Annotated in this window: 18 protein-coding genes and 1 other annotated feature (1 of these 19 only partly in view); of the genes, 5 read left to right on the forward strand and 13 right to left on the reverse strand. The window is 30.1% G+C overall.

Annotated elements, in window-relative coordinates; all coding sequences use genetic code 11:
• Nucleotides 1-18: a binding site (T-box leader), on the reverse strand (it extends 206 nt beyond the left edge of the window).
• Between the two features lie 67 nt (nucleotides 19-85).
• The gene (locus tag B3N22_RS13105; protein ID WP_286907776.1) at nucleotides 86-4,345 is read right to left on the reverse strand and encodes a 2-hydroxyacyl-CoA dehydratase; all 4,260 of its coding nucleotides are present in this window, start codon (nucleotides 4,343-4,345) and stop codon (nucleotides 86-88) included.
• Nucleotides 4,346-4,513: 168 nt separating this feature from the next.
• Here B3N22_RS13105 and B3N22_RS13110 point away from each other — a divergent pair, with 168 nt between their 5' ends.
• The gene (locus B3N22_RS13110; RefSeq protein WP_073019889.1) at nucleotides 4,514-4,861 is read left to right on the forward strand and encodes a tetratricopeptide repeat protein; all 348 of its coding nucleotides are present in this window, start codon (nucleotides 4,514-4,516) and stop codon (nucleotides 4,859-4,861) included.
• Between the two features lie 26 nt (nucleotides 4,862-4,887).
• Here the strand turns inward: B3N22_RS13110 and B3N22_RS13115 are convergent, their stop codons facing one another.
• The 3 genes from B3N22_RS13115 to B3N22_RS13125 form a co-directional block, all read right to left on the reverse strand.
• Entirely contained in the window at nucleotides 4,888-6,051 is a 1,164-nt protein-coding gene (locus B3N22_RS13115) for a transglutaminase-like domain-containing protein (protein WP_238902315.1), read from the reverse strand.
• Nucleotides 6,052-6,063: 12 nt separating this feature from the next.
• Complete coding sequence (recX, locus tag B3N22_RS13120) at nucleotides 6,064-6,702, reverse strand: recombination regulator RecX (protein ID WP_286907779.1); 639 nt, start codon at nucleotides 6,700-6,702, stop codon at nucleotides 6,064-6,066.
• Nucleotides 6,703-6,909: 207 nt separating this feature from the next.
• Nucleotides 6,910-8,148, reverse strand: coding sequence for a M16 family metallopeptidase (locus tag B3N22_RS13125; protein ID WP_286907781.1), 1,239 nt, complete (start codon nucleotides 8,146-8,148; stop codon nucleotides 6,910-6,912).
• A 154-nt stretch (nucleotides 8,149-8,302) separates the two neighbouring features.
• Between B3N22_RS13125 and B3N22_RS13130 the strand changes: the two genes are divergently transcribed.
• Together B3N22_RS13130 and B3N22_RS13135 are read left to right on the forward strand one after the other, a co-directional pair.
• A complete protein-coding gene (locus B3N22_RS13130; protein ID WP_073019897.1) occupies nucleotides 8,303-8,977 on the forward strand; it encodes a response regulator transcription factor in 675 nt (224 codons plus the stop codon).
• Complete coding sequence (locus B3N22_RS13135) at nucleotides 8,970-10,463, forward strand: sensor histidine kinase (RefSeq protein ID WP_238902318.1); 1,494 nt, start codon at nucleotides 8,970-8,972, stop codon at nucleotides 10,461-10,463. Before B3N22_RS13130 ends, B3N22_RS13135 begins: the two co-directional genes overlap by 8 nt.
• Before the next feature lie 134 nt (nucleotides 10,464-10,597).
• Here B3N22_RS13135 and ymfI read toward each other — a convergent pair whose 3' ends face one another.
• The 4 genes from ymfI to glyA form a co-directional block, all read right to left on the reverse strand.
• Nucleotides 10,598-11,341, reverse strand: coding sequence for an elongation factor P 5-aminopentanone reductase (gene ymfI / locus B3N22_RS13140; RefSeq protein ID WP_286907785.1), 744 nt, complete (start codon nucleotides 11,339-11,341; stop codon nucleotides 10,598-10,600).
• A gap of 8 nt (nucleotides 11,342-11,349) precedes the next feature.
• Nucleotides 11,350-12,288, reverse strand: a complete 939-nt coding sequence (locus tag B3N22_RS13145; RefSeq protein WP_286907787.1) for a dipeptidase — start codon at nucleotides 12,286-12,288, stop codon at nucleotides 11,350-11,352.
• Nucleotides 12,289-12,300: 12 nt separating this feature from the next.
• Complete coding sequence (locus B3N22_RS13150) at nucleotides 12,301-13,158, reverse strand: metallophosphoesterase (protein ID WP_286907789.1); 858 nt, start codon at nucleotides 13,156-13,158, stop codon at nucleotides 12,301-12,303.
• Nucleotides 13,159-13,244: 86 nt separating this feature from the next.
• The gene (glyA, locus tag B3N22_RS13155) at nucleotides 13,245-14,477 is read right to left on the reverse strand and encodes a serine hydroxymethyltransferase (protein WP_286907791.1); all 1,233 of its coding nucleotides are present in this window, start codon (nucleotides 14,475-14,477) and stop codon (nucleotides 13,245-13,247) included.
• 162 nt (nucleotides 14,478-14,639) lie between these two features.
• On the opposite strand from glyA, the gene B3N22_RS13160 reads away from it, so the two are divergent.
• Nucleotides 14,640-15,407, forward strand: coding sequence for a threonine/serine exporter family protein (locus tag B3N22_RS13160; protein ID WP_021801352.1), 768 nt, complete (start codon nucleotides 14,640-14,642; stop codon nucleotides 15,405-15,407).
• A gap of 1 nt (nucleotide 15,408) precedes the next feature.
• On the forward strand, nucleotides 15,409-15,843 hold the full coding sequence (locus tag B3N22_RS13165; protein ID WP_073019913.1) for a threonine/serine exporter family protein: 435 nt from the start codon (nucleotides 15,409-15,411) through the stop codon (nucleotides 15,841-15,843).
• A gap of 25 nt (nucleotides 15,844-15,868) precedes the next feature.
• Here B3N22_RS13165 and B3N22_RS13170 read toward each other — a convergent pair whose 3' ends face one another.
• From B3N22_RS13170 to B3N22_RS13190, 5 genes are all read right to left on the reverse strand, one after another.
• Nucleotides 15,869-16,138 (reverse strand): metal-sensitive transcriptional regulator, encoded by a 270-nt coding sequence (locus B3N22_RS13170; protein ID WP_021801350.1) that lies wholly within the window; start codon nucleotides 16,136-16,138, stop codon nucleotides 15,869-15,871.
• A gap of 192 nt (nucleotides 16,139-16,330) precedes the next feature.
• Complete coding sequence (locus tag B3N22_RS13175; RefSeq protein ID WP_181600775.1) at nucleotides 16,331-16,945, reverse strand: acetate uptake transporter; 615 nt, start codon at nucleotides 16,943-16,945, stop codon at nucleotides 16,331-16,333.
• A 176-nt stretch (nucleotides 16,946-17,121) separates the two neighbouring features.
• On the reverse strand, nucleotides 17,122-18,903 hold the full coding sequence (gene aspS / locus B3N22_RS13180) for an aspartate--tRNA ligase (RefSeq protein WP_286907796.1): 1,782 nt from the start codon (nucleotides 18,901-18,903) through the stop codon (nucleotides 17,122-17,124).
• Nucleotides 18,904-18,919: 16 nt separating this feature from the next.
• Nucleotides 18,920-20,173 carry a histidine--tRNA ligase gene (hisS, locus tag B3N22_RS13185; RefSeq protein WP_286907799.1) on the reverse strand — a complete coding sequence of 418 codons (1,254 nt, stop codon included), beginning with the start codon at nucleotides 20,171-20,173 and terminating at the stop codon, nucleotides 18,920-18,922.
• Nucleotides 20,174-20,185: 12 nt separating this feature from the next.
• A complete protein-coding gene (locus B3N22_RS13190) occupies nucleotides 20,186-21,613 on the reverse strand; it encodes a coproporphyrinogen III oxidase (RefSeq protein WP_286907801.1) in 1,428 nt (475 codons plus the stop codon).
• Between the last annotated feature and the right edge of the window lie 4 nt (nucleotides 21,614-21,617).

Here is a 21,617-nt window from a genome sequence, read left to right on the forward strand (position 1 = left end):
CTTTTTCATTGCATTTGTATATCCATATGAAATTATAAGATATATTCATATATTATAGTATTAAATGTAAAATTGTCAAGAAATTTTACACTTCTTTTTCAAGCCATAATACTTTTTTAGGTGCTTCCTTTTGTTCTAGGTTCTTAAAGGCAACTGACATCATAAGTTTAATTCTATTTAACTGATTAACTTCTGATGCACCTGGATCATAATCTACTGCAACTATGTTTGAAAGAGGATATTTATGCTTTAATGCCTTAATCATACCTTTTCCTGTAACATGGTTAGGCAGGCAAGCAAAAGGCTGCATACAAATTATGTTGTTAACTCCACTTTCTATAAGTTCTATCATTTCTGCTGTTAAAAACCATCCTTCTCCTGTTTGATTCCCTAGAGAAAGTATTTGAGATGCCATATCTCCTAATTCTTTTATATGCTTTGGTGCATGGAATCTGTTACTTTCGTCTAAAGCCTTCTTCATTTCTTTTCTATATAACTCCATAAACCATATAGCAAGCATTGAAATATTTCTGCTCTTTTTGCTTGCAGATAAGAATTTATATTTAAAGTCTGCATCATAAGCTGAGTAGAAGAAGAAGTCTAGAAGATCAGGCATAACTGCTTCTCCACCTTCATTTTCAATAACACTTACTGCATCATTGTTTGCAGTTGGATGGAACTTAACTAAAATCTCACCAACTAGTCCAACTTTAGGTTTCTTTATATCTAAAAGTTCTAGTTCATCAAACTCTTTAATAATATTTCTTATATTCTTTTTATAAGCATTAAAACTTCCACTTCTAACATTTTCTTTAGCTATATTTCTCCACTTATCATAAAGTTCATTTGCACTTCCAACCTCTTTTTCATAAGGTCTTACTTTATATAAAACTCTCATAAATAAATCACCATAAACTAATGACATTAATGCTTTATGAAGGAGTTTTGGTGTTATCTTAAATCCTGACTGTTTCTCAAGTCCAACAGCATTTAAAGATATAACTGGTATATTTTCAAAACCAGCTTCAATTAAAGCTTTTTTAAGGAATCCTATATAGTTTGTTGCTCTACATCCTCCACCTGTTTGAGAAATGATAACTGATGTATTATCTAAATCATACTCACCCGATTTTAAGGCATGTATTAGTTGTCCTATTACTATTATTGAAGGATAACAAGCGTCATTATTAACATATTTTAATCCCTCTTCTACAGCCATCTTATCAGTTGATGGTAAAACTACTAAGTTGTAGCCAGAAGAATTAAAAGCTTCCTGAACTAAATCAAAGTGAATAGGCGACATTTGAGGTGACAATATTGTATGAGTTTTTCTCATTTCCTTTGTAAACTCTTTAGACTTATACTCAATCTTCTGTTTTATAGGAACATAGTTATTTCTAACTCTTTCTTCCATTGCAGCAATTAAGCTTCTGATTCTTATTCTTATAGCACCTAAATTATTTCCTTCATCTATTTTTAAAACAGTATATATTTTCCCAGCTGCACTTAATATCTCTTGAACCTGGTCAGTTGTAACTGCATCTAATCCACATCCAAATGAGTTTAATTGAACTAACTCTAGGTTGTCTTTTTTAGATACATATGTGGCTGCCCTATATAATCTTGAATGGTATGTCCATTGATCAACTATCTTAAGTGGTCTTTGTACCTCTGATAAATGAGCAACTGAATCTTCTGTTAAAACAGCCATTCCAAAGGAGGCTATTATATTAGGTATTCCGTGGTTTATTTCAGGGTCTACATGATATGGTCTTCCACTAAGTACTATACCCTTTTTACCTGTTTCTTCAAGATACTTTATTACTTCTTCCCCTTTGTTTCTTATATCTAAAACGTAGTTTTCTTTTTCTCTCCACGCTAAGTCTAGTGCTTTAGTACATTCTTCTTTACTAATACCAAGTTCTTTAAACTCATGGATAAGTCTAACTAATAACTTATCTTTATCATGAAGTGCAAAGAAAGGATTCATAAACTTAACATCTTGCTCCTTAATAACATCCATATTAGCTCTTATAGCTTCTGGATATGAAGTTACTATAGGACAATTATAGTGATTTCCCGCTGTAGGATCTTCTTTCACTTCATATGGAATACATGGATAGAAAATTGTTTTTACTCCTCTATTTATAAGAGCCATAATATGTCCGTGAACAAGCTTAGCTGGATAACAAGCTGATTCAGATGGTATAGTTTCTATTCCCATTTCGTATATAGCTTTTGAACTTCTAGGAGATAACTCAACTCTAAATCCTAACTCTGTTAAGAAAGTAAACCAAAATGGATAGTTTTCATATTGATTTAAAACTCTAGGTATTCCTATTATTCCTCTTTTAGCTTCTTCTTTCTTTAGTGGTATATATTTAAAAGTTCTTCTATATTTATAGTCATACAAATTAGGAACTTCTTCACTAGATACTCTACCTATAATAGGCCTTTCACATCTATTTCCTGATATAAAAGTTTCTCCATTTGAGAACTTATTTTTAGTTAACAAGCAGTTGTTTCCACAAAGTCCACATCTCTCAAGACTTGTATCAAAAGTAAAACTTTCTAGTTCCTCTAAATGTACTAAAGTAGACTCATAACCTTGTGTATATCTTTCTTTTGAGATTAATGCAGCTCCAAAAGCTCCCATAAGACCAGCAATATCAGGTCTTATTACTTCTCTTTCTGAAACAAGTTCAAAACTTCTAAGTACAGCATCATTATAGAAAGTTCCACCTTGAACTATTATCTTCTTTCCCATTTCTTCTTTTTTTCTTATCTTAATAACTTTAAATAAAGCATTTTTTATAACAGAATAGGAAAGTCCAGCAGATATATCACCTACTGTTGCACCTTCTTTTTGAGATTGCTTAACTCTTGAATTCATAAACACTGTACATCTTGAGCCTAAGTCCACAGGGCTTGATGAGTATAAAGCTTCTTTAGCAAAATCTTTAACTTCCATATTTAAAGAATTAGCAAAGGTTTCTATAAATGATCCACATCCTGAAGAACAAGCTTCATTTAATAATATACTGTCTATAACTCCATTTTTTATTCTTAGACATTTCATGTCTTGTCCACCAATGTCTAAGATAAAATCAACTCCTGGTAAAAAGTTATCAGCAGCTTTATAGTGAGCTATAGTTTCTATTTCTCCAATATCTATGTGAAGGGCAGCTTTAATTAAACTCTCACCATATCCAGTTATAGTAGAATTAACTATCATAGTTTCTTTTGGCATCTTACTGTATATTTCTTTTAATATACCTACTACAGTTAATAAAGGACTTCCTTCATTTGATCCATAATAAGAATAAAGTAATTCTCCTGATTCACCTATTAATGCAGCTTTAGTTGTTGTAGATCCTGCATCAATACCTAAATAGGTATTTCCTTTATATAAACTTAAATCTCCTCTTTTTGCTTTATTGTCCTCATGTCTATTTCTAAATTCTATTAATTCCTCATCATCTTTAAATAAAGGTCTTAAAGTTTCTATTTCTTTATCTTGGAACTTTGATAATTCTTTCACTTTATCAACTATATTTTTAAACAAAACGCTATTTTCACCTTTTGAAGCTAAAGCTGCTCCTAAAGCCACAAATAATTGTGGGTTTTCTGGGAATATGACATCTTCTTCTTTTAACTCTAAAGTTTCTATAAATCTTTGTCTTAATTCTGATAAGAAATAAAGTGGTCCTCCTAAGAAAGCAACCTTTCCTCTAATTGGTTTTCCACAAGCTAATCCACTTATAGTTTGAGTTACAACTGCTTGAAGTACAGAAGCTGCTATATCTTCTTTTTTAGCACCTTCATTTATAAGAGGTTGTACATCAGTTTTCGCAAAAACTCCACATCTAGATGCAATAGGATATATAGTTCCATAACTTTTAGCTAAATCATTTAATCCTGTAGCATCAGTTTTTAGTAGTGAGGCCATCTGATCTATAAAGGCACCAGTACCACCTGCACAAGTTCCATTCATTCTTTGCTCTACTCCACCTTTGAAGTAAGTTATCTTAGCATCTTCTCCACCTAGTTCTATAGCTACATCTGTTTCCGGAACCATTTCCTCTATAGTTTTAGTACATGCTATAACTTCTTGTATAAAAGTAACATCTAGCCACTTTGAAACTGAAAGTCCACCAGAACCTGTAACATTAATTGTTATCTCAATATTTCCGAACTGTTTATAGGCTTCTCTAATAAGGCCAATAATTGTGCTTTTTATGTCAGAGAAGTGTCTCTTATATCTGCTATATACTATTTTATTTGCTGCATTTAAAATTACTAGTTTTACTGTAGTAGACCCTACATCCAACCCTAAATTATACATTTAATCGCTTCCTTTCAATAAAAATAAAAGCCTAATACTTATTATATTATTAAATAAATCCAATTTAAAGTATAGCTATTTAATTGTTAACAATGTTATGTTTTTGAATAATATTGTTATTTTTGTTAATAATGTCAATATGTAAATTATTTATATTATGGAGGATTTATGAGTTATTTTCAAGAGGGTAATAAACTATATAATAGTAAGAACTATCTAGAAGCATTAGATTATTACGAAAAAGCCATAAAACTTAAAGAAAACTTAGCCTGCTCATATTATAATGCAGGGGTATGTTTGATAAAAACTAAAGATTATTTAAATGCAATTACTTATATAAAAAAAGCTATAGATTTATCAGAAGATAGTAAATATTATTTTAATTTGGCTTATTCATATGCCATGCTTAATAATACTAGGAAAGCTTTGTTATACTTTAATAGAGCTTGGGCACTAAATAGCAAGGATGAAGATTGTGAAAAAGCAATAAATCTTCTCCTAAAAAAGGTTACATAGGGATTTCTTAATTTTTAAGAAATCCCTTACCATTCACCTATTACTTTTTCTTTTTTGTGATCTTCAAAAAAGTCCTTTGAATCAAAATAGTTTCCACCTTTATAAAAAGTAGGATCTACATTTATCCATCTATCTTCCTCTTTTAAGTATACTTCGTTCCATGCATGTGCAACCCAAGTCTTTCCATCAAAACCTTGCCCTATTACTACTCTAACCTTTAATGAACTAGCTCTTGCCATTGCAGTAAATAGACATGCATAATCAAAACATATTCCTCTTCTATCTTTAAAAGTTACAATTGCACCTGATTTATTTCTGAAATTATCATTTAAAATCTCGGTTGCCTTATCATAATCATATTCAACATTCGATCCAACCCAGGCATAAATAGCCTTAGCTTTCTCTTTATCCGAGGATCTTTTTCTTGTGATCTCATATGCCATATTATCAATTTCACTATTTGATTTTATTCCCTCTTCTAAAGTAATTCCATTGTAATATACAATCTCATTTACAATCTTATTACTCTCAACACTACCATTTGAGTTTCCTATTTGTTCTTTAACAATCTTAACCTTAATAGAATCACCGATTAAATTAGGCAAAGCTCTTGCAAAATTCGATGTTGATATTGGGTTGAATATCTTGCTATAAAAATATTTATAACTTTTCGAATTATTTACAAGAGTTGATAAGTTATCATTAGGAACAAATGACACAACTCCATGAACTATCATTCCAAACAATAAAGCCATTATTATTCCCTGAGGAATTCTAAATATAGCTCCTATAAATCCCTTTAATAAATTCCCTCCATTATCCCACACATTTTCAACTTTAGTCAATAAAGGCTTAAATATAAGTAGATTTAGTATAAAAAATGGAATGAAACATATCCCATATATTATTATAATACTTATTAACAAGAAAATGTAATAAGAAATTTGCGGATATTTTTCAGTAAAATTACTTAAATTTATAGATATGCTTTGGATAAAGTCAATATCAAAGAAATAACTTCTATTTAAAAAGTTAATTGTTATTATAAATGAGGTAACAAAACATATACTTTCCTCAATACCCCTAATTATTTTCATAAGGTCATTTGCTCTAAATCCTCTTATTACTCCAAATATTATAGGCAACAAAAAACATACTAGAAATAAAAAGTCTATACTATAATCTTTCATAACTCACCCTCATTAATCATTAAAATCAAGTTCTACGATTTTTTTCGTTACTTTCTTACAAGTATCATAGTCATATCCTTTTGTCATTAAAAATCTTATAAGTTTGTTTGATAATTTATACTTATCACTTTCACCTTTTGAAATAACAGCATATTTTTTATACGCTAATTTTTCAGCTACTTCCAGTTCCGAATCTTCATCAACCATATTAAGATTATTTTTTATAAACTCTTCATCTACTCCCTTTCTAATAAGAGAGTACTTTATTTTGTTTTTTCCAGAAAGTTTAATTTTATCTTTAATATACATTTGAGCATATTTCTCGTCATTTATAAAATTATACTCCTTAAGAAACTCAATAGCTTTTTGAATAGACTTTTCACTAAATTCTTTAGTTAATAATTTCTCTCTTACTTCTTTTTCAGTTTTATAGGATCTTTCCATCATCTTTAAAGCAGCACTTTTACATTTTAAGTACTCTTCTTGTTCTATAACTTCCCTAAGTTCTTCAACATTAACGACCTTGCCCTTAGTAAGATTATAATTATACACAAGTTCTCCAAAACAAGCAAATGCAAACTCATCATCTATAAAAACATTAACTCTATCTTTATTTCGTTTCCCAACCTCTATCTTAGTGATTTTATTCAAATAACTTCAACCTTTCTTAACTTCTTAATATAAAATGATTAGACTGAAGCAGCAACCGCTTCTACCGGAGTAAAGTGCACCTATATCCTGTAGGAGTTCGACTTTGGAGAACTCCATTAAATTCCTTACACCTCTGCTCTGTAGAAGCCGCCTCTCAGGCTTCATCAAATCCTTCTCTTATCTAAAAAGTCATATCAAATAATTACTTTAACTTCTTAGGATATGAACCGTAGGCTCCCTCAATATATATTCAGCTGCCTTATATATATCTTCTGGTTTTAAAGAATCTAAATTGTGCATGTCTTTAATAAACTCAAACATGCTTTCACCTTCTAGTATTTGATGCAATACATAGTTTCCTAAATCAGTTGAATCTTCAAGCGTTGATACCACAGCTGTTTTATGAACTTTTTTCATCAAATCAAAAGTTGATTCATCAAAAACTATATCTTTAGATTTAATTTTTTCTATACATTCATTTATAACATTAATTGCTTCTTCAACATTTTCTTCAACAAGGGAAGTAAATATATGAAGGGTTTTTACATTACTGCTTAAATCTAAATGAGTGTATACATCATAGGCAAAACCTCTTTTTTCTCTTAACTCTCTAAATAATATTGAATTAGAACTTTCACCTAATTTGTGATTTAAAATCTTAATAGGTAATTCTAATTCTTTTGGAACATCGTTAAAAGAAAATAAATAAGTTATTGTAGCTTGTTCTATATCATTTTTATGACTTTCAAACACACCAGCAATATTCTTTTCTAAATTAAAGTCCTTATCCCCTATTATCTTGTTGCTCCACTTATCAAAATACTTTTTAACAAGCTCTATAGCTTTATCATGATCATAACTTGATACAAAGGTCAAAACTGTATTTTTAGGCATATAATACTTGTTATAATATTCTACCAAATTTTTCCTTGAAAAAGAAGCAATACTTTTTTCTGTTCCCATAATATCATATTTTAATGGACTTTCATTAAATGCAAAAGTACTAGTTCTTCTAAAACTTAAATCTTCTACATCATCTTTACTTGTCCTTATTTCAGATAATATAACATCTCTTTCTTTTTTCATTTCTTTTATATCAAATGAGGGGTTCACTATCATATCACTTAGAATATCAACAGCGTTTTCAATTTCTTCTTCTAGGCAAGTTATTGAATAAACTGTAGATGTGTAATCTGTATAAGCATTATATTCTCCACCTAAGGCTTCTAGGTCATCATTTAGCTTTTCGTTGTTTCTTGTTTTAGTTCCTTTAAATATCATGTGTTCTATAAAATGAGATATTCCCTTCTCATTTTCTTTTTCATATAGAGCCCCTATCTTAATTCCTAGATTTAAAGATGCTAATTGTGTTTCTCTCTTTATTGTTATTACTTTAAATCCATTATCTAAAACATCCTCTTTAGCATCAAAGTTAAGTCTTACCATTAAAACACTCCTTATAGTTAATTACTTTTAATATACTCTCCACTTATTATATAATATAATCTAAACTAAAACCATTTTATTTAAAAATTCAGATTATCTATATTTTTTATGTATAATAATTATTATATAATTAGACTAGAAAGGAGTTAGACCTATGAAAACTTTATTAATTGTTGAAGATGAACTTAGAATTAGATCTCTTTTAAGAGACTACTTAACTATTGAAAATTATACTATCATAGAAGCTTCAAATGGAAATGAGGGGTTGCACCTATTTAAACAAAACAAAGTAGATTTAATAATTTTAGATATTATGATGCCTGGACTAAATGGTTTAACATTAACTCAAGAAATCAGGAAAGCCTCATCTGTTCCTATAATTTTATTAACTGCTAAAAGTCAAGAAGAGGATAAATTACTCGGCTATGAATTGGGTGCAGATGACTATGTAACAAAACCTTTTTCACCAAAAGTTTTGGTTGCAAAAATCAAAGCGCTTTTAAAAAGAACTTCAAAAGAAACTAATTTAACCGTATTAGAACTTGGAAAACTTTCTTTAAATAAAGATTCCATGGATGTAAGCGTAGAGGATAAACCTATTAACTTAACTCCTAAAGAGTTTGAACTTCTCGTTTTTTTAACTGACAACATAAACATAGTTTTATCAAGAGACACTATGTTAGATGGAGTATGGGGTTTTGATTATTATGGAGATTCAAGAGTAGTTGATACTACAATTAAAAGACTTAGAGAGAAGTTAACTACGGCTTCTGAATATATAGTTACTGTTAGAGGAAGCGGCTACAAGTTTGAGGTAAAAGATGCGTAGTAAAATAGGAAAAAAGATTTTTTTTATTACCTTTATAGCATTAATAATATTAGTTTCTCTTATATTAATTTTTCAAAAACACTTTTTCGAGAAGTTTTATATAAACGAAAAAAACAATTCATTAATCAAATCTGTAGAGGAATTTAGAAATTCTAATTCAGCAGTAGAATATAATCAAGGAGTGGAATTATATAAAAGAGCTCTTTTGCCAGCCATGAATAAATTTGAAACTAATAATAATGCAAAAGTAGGAGTTGTAACTCCAAAAGATTCCCTTATATATATAGCTACTAATGAATATACAGAATCTTCATTTAAGCAAATATATAATAACTTGTATTTACCTAACTCTCAATATATTTCCTCCGGTAAAATCTTTGTCACTATTTCAGATAATTCAAACTTTGATCCAACTATTACTGTAGTTATCTGTAAATTGAATGATGGTTCTATTTTAATGGCAGTATCTTCTGTAGAGCCAATAAGAGAAGCTACTAGCGTTTTAAATAGATTTTTACCATATTTTATAGTTGGAACCCTTATGGTAGCTTTATTTTATTCTATGATTTTATCTAAATACATAGGAGATCCTCTTATAAAACTAAATAAAATAGCTAAAAAAATGAGTAACATGGATTTTTCTGAAAGATATACTCCTTTAGAAGATGATGAAATAAATAATCTTGGAACAACTTTAAACTTTTTATCAGAAAATCTAGAATCTGCTTTAACGGAACTTAAAAGTAAAAATGATATTCTACAAGAAGAAGTTGAACATGAAAGAAAAGTAGAAGAAATGAGAAAAGGCTTTATTGCAGATGTATCTCATGAATTAAAAACTCCTATAGGTATAATAGAAGGTTATGCAGAAGGAATTAGAGATGGCATAGTTCAGGGAGAAGCTAAAAATGATTATTTAAATATCATAATAGATGAAGCTCATAAAATGAATAAACTTGTTATGGATATGCTTGAACTATCAAAACTTCAATCAGGTAATGTTAAACCTAACCTAGAAACTTTTAATATAATTAGAATGATTCAAGGTTCATTAAGAAAGTATAATGTATTAATTAGAGAAAAATCCTTAGAAGTCGTTTTTAATCCTGAATTTGAGTATTTGTATGTTGAAGGTGATACTTTTCAAATAGAACAAGTACTAAGTAATTTCATGACAAATGCTATTAAATACACCCCTTCAAGTGAAAAGATAGTTATATCTATAGAGAAACTTGAAAGTAAAGTCCTAATATCTATTGAAAATCTTGGTGTCCAAATATCTAAAGATGAACTCGATAATATCTGGAACAAGTTCTATAAAATAGATAAGTCTAGAGTAAGAGATAAAAACTCATCAGGTTTAGGATTATCTATAACCAAAGGAATTCTTGATCTTCATAACAGTTCCTACGGAATACAAAACACTTCAAATGGAGTACTATCATACTTCACTTTAAACTTAAGTACAGATGAGAAACTTGAGTAATTGAAATTTTAAAATTGAGAATCAAAATTAAATAGAGAAATTCATGAAATGAATTTCTCTATTTAATTGACTATTCTTCTCTACTAATTGTCAATTAATATACTGGTTCTCAATTGTCAACTTTCCATTCTCGACTAAATAAATCCACCATCAACTGTTATTATTTGTCCAGTTAAATAAGAACTTTCATCACTGCATAAATAAGAAACTACTTCTCCTATTTCTTGAACCTTTCCAAACCTTCCTATAGGGATCTCCATTTCTAAACTTTCTCTATCTTCTTTACTCATCCAACTATTCATTTCTGTATCTATAACTCCTGGAGCTACCCCATTAATTCTAATATTACTAGGGGCCATTTCTTTAGCTAAAGCCTTAGTAAAAGAGTTTATTGCCCCTTTTGTGGAAGAATATACTGCTTCGCAAGAAGCTCCCTGAACTCCCCATATTGATGATATATTAACTATTGAACCTTGTTTTCTTTCTGTCATATGAGGTAAAACAGCATGGCTCATATTTAAAGTTCCCTTCATATTAGTATCTATTAGTTCATATATATCTTCAATACGCATATCCATAAAAAGTCCTACTTTAGATATACCTGCATTATTTATAAGTATATTAATCTTTCCAAAACTATTTATAACTTCCTGAACTAATGTTTTACACTCATCATATATACTTACATCAGCTTTTATTATATGTCCATATCCACCTGCTTCTTTTAAAAGTTCAAGTGTTTTTTCTGCACCAGATTTATTGCTTTTATAGTTTATTACGACTGTTGCTCCTCTTTTTGAAAGCTCTAAAGCAATTCCTCTTCCTATACCAGAAGAAGCTCCTGTAACAATTGCTACTTTTCCTTTTAACCTACTCATTTTTCCTCCTAAGCTAGTACATCCTTTAATACTCTCAATGCATTTTTATAAAATATCTTCTCAATTTCCTCTTCTTTAAATCCATTTTTAAGAAGTTCTTCTGCTAAAATTGGCATTTTTGATGCATTTTTTATTTCAACCTTATTATCAATACCATCAAAGTCACTTCCTAATGCTATTACATCTACTCCACCTACATTTTTTATGTGTTTTAAATGAAGTATCATATCTTGAATTCTAGATATCTTACTTCCACCTAAAAAAGGAGCACAAAAGTTTAATCCCATAACTCCACCTTTTTCAGAAAGAATCTTAATCATATCATCTGTTAAGTTCCTTGAGTGGTTTGTTATAGCTCTGGCATTAGAATGAGTAGCTACAAAAGGTTTTATACTTTCTCTACTTACATCATAGAAACCACCATCAGATAAATGAGAAACATCAACAATAATTCCTAAGTTATTCATTTCTCCTATTAACTCAAATCCAAAGTTTTTAAGTCCCTTGCTTGAACACTCTTTTATACAATTAGGATAACCTATAGAATTCTCAAAGTTCCAGGTTAAAGTTATACCTCTTATACCTTTGTCGTATACTTTATAGAGGTTTTCCATATCTCCTTTTAAAACTTCACCTTCTTCTATTGTATATAAACATCCTATTTTACCTTTATCTTCGATAGCTTTTATATCTTCAAATCTTTTTATAACTTCTATATCCTGTTCATTTAATTTGATCTGATTTTGGAAGTTATGATACATCTCATCAAATTTCTCAAATGAATCTATTTCCTTATTTAGTTCAACAAAATAGGCGAAAAACTGAATCAGAGCATTTCCTGTTTTAAGTTTTTCTATATCTACTGTACCATTACTCTTTTTTAGAGAATTTTCTCTATTATCAAGTATAAATGAAGGTGTGTCACAATGCATATCTATAAATTTCATAATATATTCTCCTTAATAATTTATGATTTTTCTCGTCAATATAATTTTACCATCATCTCCTAAATCTAAATACCATTTTATTAAATTTAATTTTCCTTCTATATATTCAATGGTAGTTATATGATTTGGATACACGCAACAACCGTCATTATAATAATACCCGCTTTCATGATTACCTAATCTTGCTTTATGAGTATGACCTGCTATAACTTTTTTATTGTTTTTAATACTCCAGTTAAGTATTCTTTTATCAACTACTTTTCTTCTAGCTATGTTTTGTGCTGGTAAAGTTGGCGTCTTTATGCCGATGGATTCAACTCTAGCCCATACATTTCTTAATAAGAAACAAGATATTCTCCAAAAGGTGCTATTTATCTTATCTATTTGATGACCATGAAAAACAAAAAATTCATCTTCCCTTATTTTGAACTTTAAAGCCTCATAAAAATCTAAATCTCCATATAAAGCTTTAAGTGTTTTATAAAATTTCTCCTCCTCACTTCTCTCTAAAAGACTAGTAAATTCATGTTTGTATTTTTTTATAATATCATGATTTCCCCAAAACAGATAAAGCCTATGCTCCTTCTTAAACCTTAATAAAATTTTAAATATCTCTTCATAATAATAACCTATATATCTGTAATCTTTATTTCTCCATAAATCATCACCATCACCTACCTCTACAAGCTTAAAATTATTTCTCAAATAATATTTAAGTGCTCCTTTATAGGTATTGTAATTATTCATCAATGGATCTTTATAACTTCCATCTCCTCTATGACAATCACTTATAAATACTACTTTATCCTTATCTTCTAAAGTTATAGTTTCAGCTTTTTTATATAATTCATCTATTATCTTAGTATACATAAAACCTTTTTAATTTATTGCTATACATTAATCTTATGTTTTTTTAAGAAAAAAATCACCATATAAAATATGATGATTTTTTATTCTTAATATAGTGGATGTTTTTCACATAGAGTTTTAACTCTTTGTTTAGCTTCCTCTAAATTGCCTTCTTTATTTTCTATTACGTAGTTTATGATACTTGCAACTTCTTTCATATCTTCTTGATTAAATCCTCTAGTAGTTACAGCCGCTGTACCTATTCTTATTCCTGAAGTTACAAATGGACTTCTTGTTTCGTTAGGAACAGTATTTTTATTTACTGTTATACCTACTGAATCTAATAGATTTTCAGCTTCTTTACCTGTTATATCTTTATTGTTTAAATCTAAAAGTATAAGGTGATTATCTGTACCATTTGATACTATCTTAAATCCAAACTTAACTAATTCTTCTGAAAGTACTGAACAGTTCTCAACTACGCTTTTACCATACTCTTTAAAAGATGGATCTAATGCTTCTTTAAAACATACTGCTTTTGCTGCAATTATGTGCATCAATGGACCACCTTGAATTCCAGGGAAGATATTCTTATTTAAGTCTTTTGCATACTTCTCTCTACAAAGTATAAGTCCTCCTCTAGGTCCTCTTAGAGTTTTATGAGTTGTTGAAGTTACAAACTCAGCATATGGTACTGGATTTGGATGAACTCCAGCAGCAACTAAACCTGCTATATGAGCCATATCTACCATAAATAAAGCTCCAACTTCATCACATATTTCTCTAAATTTCTTAAAATCTATAGTTCTAGAATAAGCAGAAGCTCCAGCCACTATTAACTTTGGCTTACACTCTAATGCTATTCTTCTAACTTCTTCATAGTTTATTTCTTCTGTTTCTTTATCTACTCCATAAGAAACAAAGTTAAATAACTTACCTGAAAAGTTTACTGGTGAACCATGAGTTAAATGTCCTCCATGGCTTAAATCCATACCTAAAACTGTATCTCCTGGATTTAAAACAGTAAAATAAACTGCCATATTAGCTTGTGAACCAGAGTGTGGTTGAACATTTGCGTGTTCAGCACCAAATAATTCTTTAGCTCTTTCTATAGCTAGTTCTTCAACTTCATCAACTACGTGACATCCTCCATAATATCTTTTTGCTGGATATCCTTCAGCATATTTGTTAGTAAGATATGATCCCATAGCTTCCATAACTGCCTTAGAAGTAAAGTTTTCTGATGCAATTAATTCAATTCCATATTGTTGTCTTTCTAACTCTTTTTCAGTTAGTTTTGCTATTTCTGGATCAACTTTTTGTAGATTTGTAAAATCCATTTTAACACCCCAATTTCTATAATTTCGTAGACTAAACATGATTTGACATCATATATGGTATTGTATCATATATGACTTTAAAAATAAAACAACTTTCTCTATTCTTTTTTGAAATTACTATGCTATAATACATTCAGAATATCTTAAATCGAGGGGATTTTTATGGACATAAATAAGATACTATACGTAGCTACTTTTGCTGGCAGAATAATACTAGAAAGTGGTGGAGAAACTTATAGGGTTGAAGAAACCATAAATAGAATATGTACATCCTTTGGAATGGATGATGCAGATAGTTTTGTTACTCCAACTGGAATAATGGTATCAGCTTTTCACAAAGATAAAGGAACAGTTTCATTAATTAAAAGAGTTAAATATAGAACGGTTAACCTTGAAAAGGTTCATATGGTTAACGACTTATCAAGAAGTATAGGTCAGCAACATATGACTGTAGCCGAAGTTAATAAAGCTTTAAAAGAAATAGATAAAAGTTCAAGATATGGAACTAAAACAACTTTGTTTTTTTCTGCTTTAGGAGCTGCTGGATTTTCTGCTTTATTTGGTGGAGATATCAAAGACTTCTTTTCAGCATTTTTTATAGGTTTAATAATAAAAGCATTTTCTATATTAAGCAGTAATTTATTAATTAATGACTTTTTTATAAATAGTATAGGTGGAGCTATTGCAGCCTTATTAGCACTAGTTTGTGTTAACTTAGGACTCGCATCTAATTTAGATATGACTATTATAGGTTCAATTATGCTTCTGGTTCCAGGTCTTGCTATTACAAATGCCATAAGAGATACCATGGCAGGTGATTTAGTAGCTGGGCTTACTAGATCTGCAGAAGCTTTTTTAATAGCTTTAGCTATAGCAATTGGAACAGGTGTGGTTTTAAGTTTTTGGTTTAATTTATATGGAGGAATATAGGATGTTAAAAGAAATCTTAGTTTCATTAATAGCAACCTTTGGATTTGGAATAATCTTTAATATACATGGAAAAAATCTTATATTTGCATCTTTAGGTGGAGGTTTAGGCTGGATTGTTTATAAAACTGCCCTTAACGATGGTTTATCTTTATCCTTATCTCTGTTTTTAGCTTCAACTATTTTTTCAAGTTATTCAGAGATATGTGCTAGAATATTAAAAACCCCTGTTACAACCTTTGTAATATGTGCTTTAATACCTTTAGTTCCTGGCGGAGGAATGTATTACACAATGTATGAAGTTGTACAAGGCAACATAGATAAAGCTCTTAGCCTAGGTTTAGAAACATTAGCTTCAGCTGGCGCTTTAGCACTTGGAATAATCTTCGTGTCTACCTTAACTAGGCTAATGAGAAATTATCCTTTAAGACAAAAATAGAATTGACACCGTCAATTCTATTTTTTTATTTTACAAAACTATTTAAGGTTTTTATTAAATTTTCTAATCCCTCTTCGTTATCGCTGCCTTCTTCTATACCTATGCAATTTCTAGCATAGTCTTCTAGAATAAGTCCTCCTACTTTGTTTATAGCAGCCCTTATAGCTGATATTTGGACTAAAACATCTGAACAGCATACGTTTTTATCTATCATTCCTTGAATACCTTTAACTTGGCCTTCAATTCGCTTTAATCGTGTTAATATATTCTTCTTCAAAGCTTCATCATTTTCCATAAAATCATCTCCTTTATATAATGTCTCGCTATTATAAATTTACTATCTATATAACAGGAGCCGCTATACCCATACCTGGTATATAACTAGTATATATTATAATCATTATTTTATGCAATAATAGATTAGGTCTATATATCTATAAAAATAAACCTTAGAACACAAATCTAATGTATTCTAAGGTTTTATTAATTATTTTTTAAATATTCCAAATGGTTTTCCAACTGGTAAAAATACTTTACCAAAGTGTGGATTAAGAACTGCTGCTGCAGAACCATAAAAAGAAAATAATGCTATTAACAGTTCTGAGTAGGCTGCTAAGTTATGTGTAAACTCTGTAGCTATTTCAAAAGATGAAAGAGTTAATCCTACAAATAAGAAATCAATTAAAACAAATATTATAAATAAAACCTTATGTGTTTCCATTGCTCCTACTGTCATAAAAATTGAGAATATTAAATATCCTAAATATGCAAATCCAAGTTGTTTAGGATCTACGCTTGAAGCTAAAGCAGCTCCAAATACTCCATTTTTTATCATCCAAGATGTTCCTACTGCAAGCCAAAAGAAACCAAAGGCTCCAAAAGCCGTTGTTCCAAAAACATTTTGTCTTTTTGAATCATTAAAGCAAGCAAATAATTGTGCAAATCCTCCTAAGAAAATTGCCCAAGGTAAAACAAAAGATACTCCATCTGTTAAACCAAGTTTTTGTGAAGAAGCTACGATCGTTACCATAGCAAGTCCAAATAGTCCTAATGCTGACGGATCTGCATTTAGGATTTTTACATTTTGTGTTTGATTGTTCATGGTTACCCCCACTATTTTATTTATTAAATCCAGAGTATAATTTATCAAAATTTGTCGAACTTGTCAAAGGTTATATTTTCATTTTTTCATTATATAGGGTTAAAATTTTAAACCTTGAAGATTTTAAATATATAAGCAAAAAAATCCAGCCTCATAAGAGACTGGATTTTCATTAATTATTCAACATTTATCTTAGCTATACCTAGTTCTGATAATTGTTTTTCATCTACAACATTAGGTGCTTCTGTCATTGGGCAGAAAGCATTTTGGTTTTTAGGGAAGGCAATAACATCTTTTATGTTATCTGTTCCAGCTAAGAACATTATCATTCTGTCAAGTCCAAAAGCTAATCCTCCATGTGGTGGTGGACCATACTTAAATGCTTCAAGTAAGAAACCGAATTTCTCCCAAGCACTTTCTTTCGTAAATCCTAAAACTTCGAACATCTTAGCTTGAAGAGAACTATCGTGAATTCTTATAGAACCTCCACCAAGTTCTTCACCATTTAAAACTAAGTCATAAGCCTTAGCTCTAACTCTACCAGGTTCTGACTCTAAGAACTCAATATCTTCATCCATAGGTGATGTAAATGGATGGTGAGCTGCAAAGTATCTGCCTTCTTCTTCATCATATTCAAATAATGGGAACTCAGTTATCCAGCAGAAATTAAATTCATTTTTATTCTTAATTAAGTCAAACTTCTTAGCAAGTTCTAATCTTAACTGACCGAGTCCTTGGAATACTACAGAGTTTTTATCTGCTAGTATTAATATCATATCTCCTTTTTCTGCTTTCATCTTACCAATTACAGCATTCATTTCTTCTTCTTTTAAGAATTTTGATATAGGCGATTTTATTTCATCTTCTTTTAATTGAATCCAAGCTAATCCCTTAGCCTTAAATGTCTTAACGAATTCACCTAATCTGTCAATATCTTTTCTTCCCATGGAAGCTCCACCTTTTAAGCATAAAGCTCTAACTGAACCTCCATTTTCAATTGCATCTTTAAACACTTTAAAATCGCAAGCTTTAACTTCATCAGTTAAATCAGTGATTTCCATTCCAAATCTTAAGTCAGGTTTATCTGAACCGTATTTCTCCATAGCTTCTTTATAAACCATTCTTCTTATAGGAAGTTTAACATCTGCTCCTATAACGTCTTTAAATACTTTTTGAATTAAACCTTCATTAACAGCTATAACATCATCTTGCTCAACGAAACTCATCTCTAAGTCTATTTGAGTAAATTCTGGTTGTCTGTTTGCTCTTAAATCTTCATCTCTAAAACATTTAACTATTTGGAAGTACTTATCGAATCCTGACACCATAAGTAATTGTTTAAATAATTGTGGTGATTGAGGAAGTGCATAAAACATTCCTGGATAGTTTCTTGAAGGAACTAAGTAGTCTCTAGCACCTTCTGGTGTACTTTTTGTAAGCATAGGAGTTTCTACCTCTAAGAATCCATTGTCGTTTAGATAGTTTCTAACAGAGTTAGTTGCTTTACTTCTAATCATGAAGATTTTTTGCATATCTCCTCTTCTTAAATCTAGATATCTATATTTAAGTCTTATATTTTCAGCTGCATCTAAATTATCCTTTATGTATATAGGAGGAGTTTCAGATTCTGATAATATCTTAATAGATTCTCCTTTAAGTTCTACCATACCTGTTGGCATATTAGTGTTTGGAGATTCTCTTCTAATAACTTCTCCAGATACAGCTATACAATATTCTGGTCTTACTTTGTCAGCCTTCTCAAAAGCTTCTTTATTTATCTCTTCACCAAAAACTACTTGTAAAATTCCAGTTCTATCTCTTAAATCAAGGAATTCTAATCCACCTAGATTTCTATTTCTTTGAACCCATCCCATAACAGTAACTTTACTGCCTATATGTTCTTCTCTAAGTTCACCACACATAATGGTTCTTTTTAATCCATTTAAGGCTTCACCCATGCTTTTATCCTCCTAATTACTTTACTATAATATTCTTAATTTCCTCTAAGGAATCTAATTTAACTTCGAATATTTCTCCATCGCTCATTCTCTTAAGCTTTGCAGTTTTGTTGGTTATCTCATCTTCACCTAATATCATTGAATATGATGCGTTTATTCTATTACTATGTTTCATCTGAGCTTTTACGCTCTTTTTCATGTGATCACATTCACACTTAACTCCAAGTTTTCTAAGTTCATAAGTTAATGAGAAAGCTTCTAATCTTGCCTCATCTCCAATTGAACCTATAAAAATGTCCATGTAGTTTGGCTCAGGAATTTCTATTCCCTCTTCTTCTAAAGTTAAAAGAAGTCTTTCAAGTCCTAACCCAAACCCTATAGCTGGAGTTTCAGGACCACCCATTTCGCTTATTAGGTAGTCATATCTTCCACCACCACAAACAGTAATATCTTTATTTATAATTTCAAAAACGGTTTTAGAATAGTAATCTAAGCCTCTAACTATTTTTGAATCTATTTGATAGTTAATGTGCATAACTTCAAGATACTTCTTTAAATCATCAAAGTGATCATTACATTCATCACATAAAAAGTCTAAGATTACAGGGGCATTTTTAGTGATTTCCTTACACTTCTTTTCTTTGCAGTCTAAAATTCTCATAGGATTTTTTTCAAATCTACCCTTGCAAGTTTCACAAAGACCGTCATAGTTTGCTTCTAAAAACTCTCTTAATGCCTTATTAAAATTAGGTCTGCATTTAGGGCATCCAAGACTATTTATGTTTAAAGTTAAGCCTTTTATTCCAAACTCATCTAAAGCTCTCATAGCTAAAGATATAACCTCTGCATCTACAGAAGCTTCTTTTGCTCCAAAAACCTCAATCCCATATTGATGGAACTGTCTAAGTCTTCCCTTTTGCATTTTCTCATATCTAAAACAAGGTGTAAAATAACAAAGTTTTGTTGGCTGTGGATCTGCATAAATAGAATTTTCTATAAATGCTCTTACAGCTGGAGCTGTTCCCTCTGGCTTAAGAGTTATACTTCTTTCTCCCTTATCTAAAAAAGTATACATCTCTTTTTGAACTACATCAGTAGTTTCTCCAACTCCTCTTAAGAAAAGTTCTGTATGCTCAAAAATAGGAGTTCTTATCTCCTTAATTCCATACTCTTCAGATAATTTTTTTAATTTCTCTTCTACAAAATGCCACTTGTACCCATCCTTAGGCAACATGTCTTTAGTACCTTTTGGCGCTTGAATCTTCTCCATTAAATATCCTCCCTACTTATATAAGGTATTAAGTAAACTAATTTTATTCTCTATCATCTCATCTATTCTGTTAATGTACTCATTAACATCTTTAACATTTGCAGTTCTCTCTATTCGATTTTCATCTTTAAAAACAACTTTAGATACTGCATCTGCTCCTAACGCTATTATAGTTTCTATGTCTTCAATCATAACTATGTTATAAATGCATTCACTACCCTCTTTAGAATAACCTATATTCTCCATATTTCCAACCATATTTTTCTGTCTATACATATAGTAAGAGTTCATTCCTAGTTCTTCTGATAGCTCTCTTGTTTTATCGTACATCTCTTTTAGTTCTTCTTGTTTAGGTCTATAAAGTTTTCTTCCTAAAACTAATTCTTCATGTAACCTTGATGCACGTTTTATAGACATACCATGAACTGTTAAAGAATCCGGTTTTAAGTCCATTATTTCTTCATAAGAGTTATTAACTTCTTGTATTCCTTCTCCTGGAAGTCCTACTATTATATCCATGTTTATATTTTCAAAACCTAACTTTCTAGCTAAGTTAAATTTCTCAACTACAGCTTCTTTTGTATGACCTCTACCTATAGTACGAAGAGTTTCATTGTTCATACTCTGAGGGTTTATACTTATTCTAGATACTTCATAATTTTTCATAGTTATAAGTTTCTCTTCAGTTATAGAATCTGGTCTTCCACACTCTACTGTAAACTCTAAAGGTTTAAAAGGAGTTATGATCTTTTCATATATAACATTCATCAAATCCTCAAAATCTTCATTGTTTACGGAAGTAGGAGTACCTCCTCCAAAATAAACAGTGTTAACTTTAATCGACTTACTTAAGATATATTCATTTATAGCATTAATTTCTTTCTTCAAGGCTTCCAAATAAGTTGGTACTTGTTTCTTACAAGCAGAGATTGGATTAGACGCAAAAGAACAGTAAAGACACCTAGTTGGGCAGAAAGGCATTCCTACATAAATGCTAACTTGGTCTTTACTACTCTTTAAAAACTTCTCTTCTCTTTTAGCAACTTCAATACACAACTTGCTTTTTTCAGCTGAAGCTAGATATGACTCTTTGTAAGTAGCTACAATCTCATCTTCACTTTTTCCATCTTTAAGTAGAGATGATGCTATTTTGCTTGGTCTTATACCAACCATTGTTCCCCAAGGATGTTCTTCTCCTGTAACCTCAGTTAAGAATTTAAACACACCTCTTTTTATGGACTCTTTTTTATTTTCCTTAAGCTCATAAGCTTTTTCATGGTTCTTATGACTTAAGGTCATCTTATCTGATTCAATAAAAACCTTAAAGTCATTAGCCTCTGACTTATTTATCAAAACATCTTCAAGTAGATAAAATATATTAAATATTAAAAATACGTCGTATCTAAAGTTTTCATCATTAAGTTCTATATTAATTGCCATCATT

Origin of the sequence: Clostridium sp. UBA1652 (genome assembly GCF_002320975.1) — a bacterium.
Classification (GTDB): Bacteria; Bacillota; Clostridia; order Clostridiales; family Clostridiaceae; genus Clostridium_T; species Clostridium_T intestinale.

What these genes read in the sequence shown, in the direction of transcription:
- B3N22_RS13105 (WP_286907776.1), bottom strand. Translation starts at nt 4,345, where the DNA reads ATGTATAATTTAGGGTTGGATGTAGGGTCTACTACAGTAAAACTAGTA.
- B3N22_RS13110 (WP_073019889.1), top strand. Translation starts at nt 4,514, where the DNA reads ATGAGTTATTTTCAAGAGGGTAATAAACTATATAATAGTAAGAACTAT.
- B3N22_RS13115 (WP_238902315.1), bottom strand. Translation starts at nt 6,051, where the DNA reads ATGAAAGATTATAGTATAGACTTTTTATTTCTAGTATGTTTTTTGTTG.
- B3N22_RS13125 (WP_286907781.1), bottom strand. Translation starts at nt 8,148, where the DNA reads ATGGTAAGACTTAACTTTGATGCTAAAGAGGATGTTTTAGATAATGGA.
- B3N22_RS13130 (WP_073019897.1), top strand. Translation starts at nt 8,303, where the DNA reads ATGAAAACTTTATTAATTGTTGAAGATGAACTTAGAATTAGATCTCTT.
- B3N22_RS13135 (WP_238902318.1), top strand. Translation starts at nt 8,970, where the DNA reads ATGCGTAGTAAAATAGGAAAAAAGATTTTTTTTATTACCTTTATAGCA.
- ymfI (WP_286907785.1), bottom strand. Translation starts at nt 11,341, where the DNA reads ATGAGTAGGTTAAAAGGAAAAGTAGCAATTGTTACAGGAGCTTCTTCT.
- B3N22_RS13145 (WP_286907787.1), bottom strand. Translation starts at nt 12,288, where the DNA reads ATGAAATTTATAGATATGCATTGTGACACACCTTCATTTATACTTGAT.
- B3N22_RS13150 (WP_286907789.1), bottom strand. Translation starts at nt 13,158, where the DNA reads ATGTATACTAAGATAATAGATGAATTATATAAAAAAGCTGAAACTATA.
- glyA (WP_286907791.1), bottom strand. Translation starts at nt 14,477, where the DNA reads ATGGATTTTACAAATCTACAAAAAGTTGATCCAGAAATAGCAAAACTA.
- B3N22_RS13160 (WP_021801352.1), top strand. Translation starts at nt 14,640, where the DNA reads ATGGACATAAATAAGATACTATACGTAGCTACTTTTGCTGGCAGAATA.
- B3N22_RS13165 (WP_073019913.1), top strand. Translation starts at nt 15,409, where the DNA reads ATGTTAAAAGAAATCTTAGTTTCATTAATAGCAACCTTTGGATTTGGA.
- B3N22_RS13170 (WP_021801350.1), bottom strand. Translation starts at nt 16,138, where the DNA reads ATGGAAAATGATGAAGCTTTGAAGAAGAATATATTAACACGATTAAAG.
- B3N22_RS13175 (WP_181600775.1), bottom strand. Translation starts at nt 16,945, where the DNA reads ATGAACAATCAAACACAAAATGTAAAAATCCTAAATGCAGATCCGTCA.
- aspS (WP_286907796.1), bottom strand. Translation starts at nt 18,903, where the DNA reads ATGGGTGAAGCCTTAAATGGATTAAAAAGAACCATTATGTGTGGTGAA.
- hisS (WP_286907799.1), bottom strand. Translation starts at nt 20,173, where the DNA reads ATGGAGAAGATTCAAGCGCCAAAAGGTACTAAAGACATGTTGCCTAAG.
- B3N22_RS13190 (WP_286907801.1), bottom strand. Translation starts at nt 21,613, where the DNA reads ATGGCAATTAATATAGAACTTAATGATGAAAACTTTAGATACGACGTA.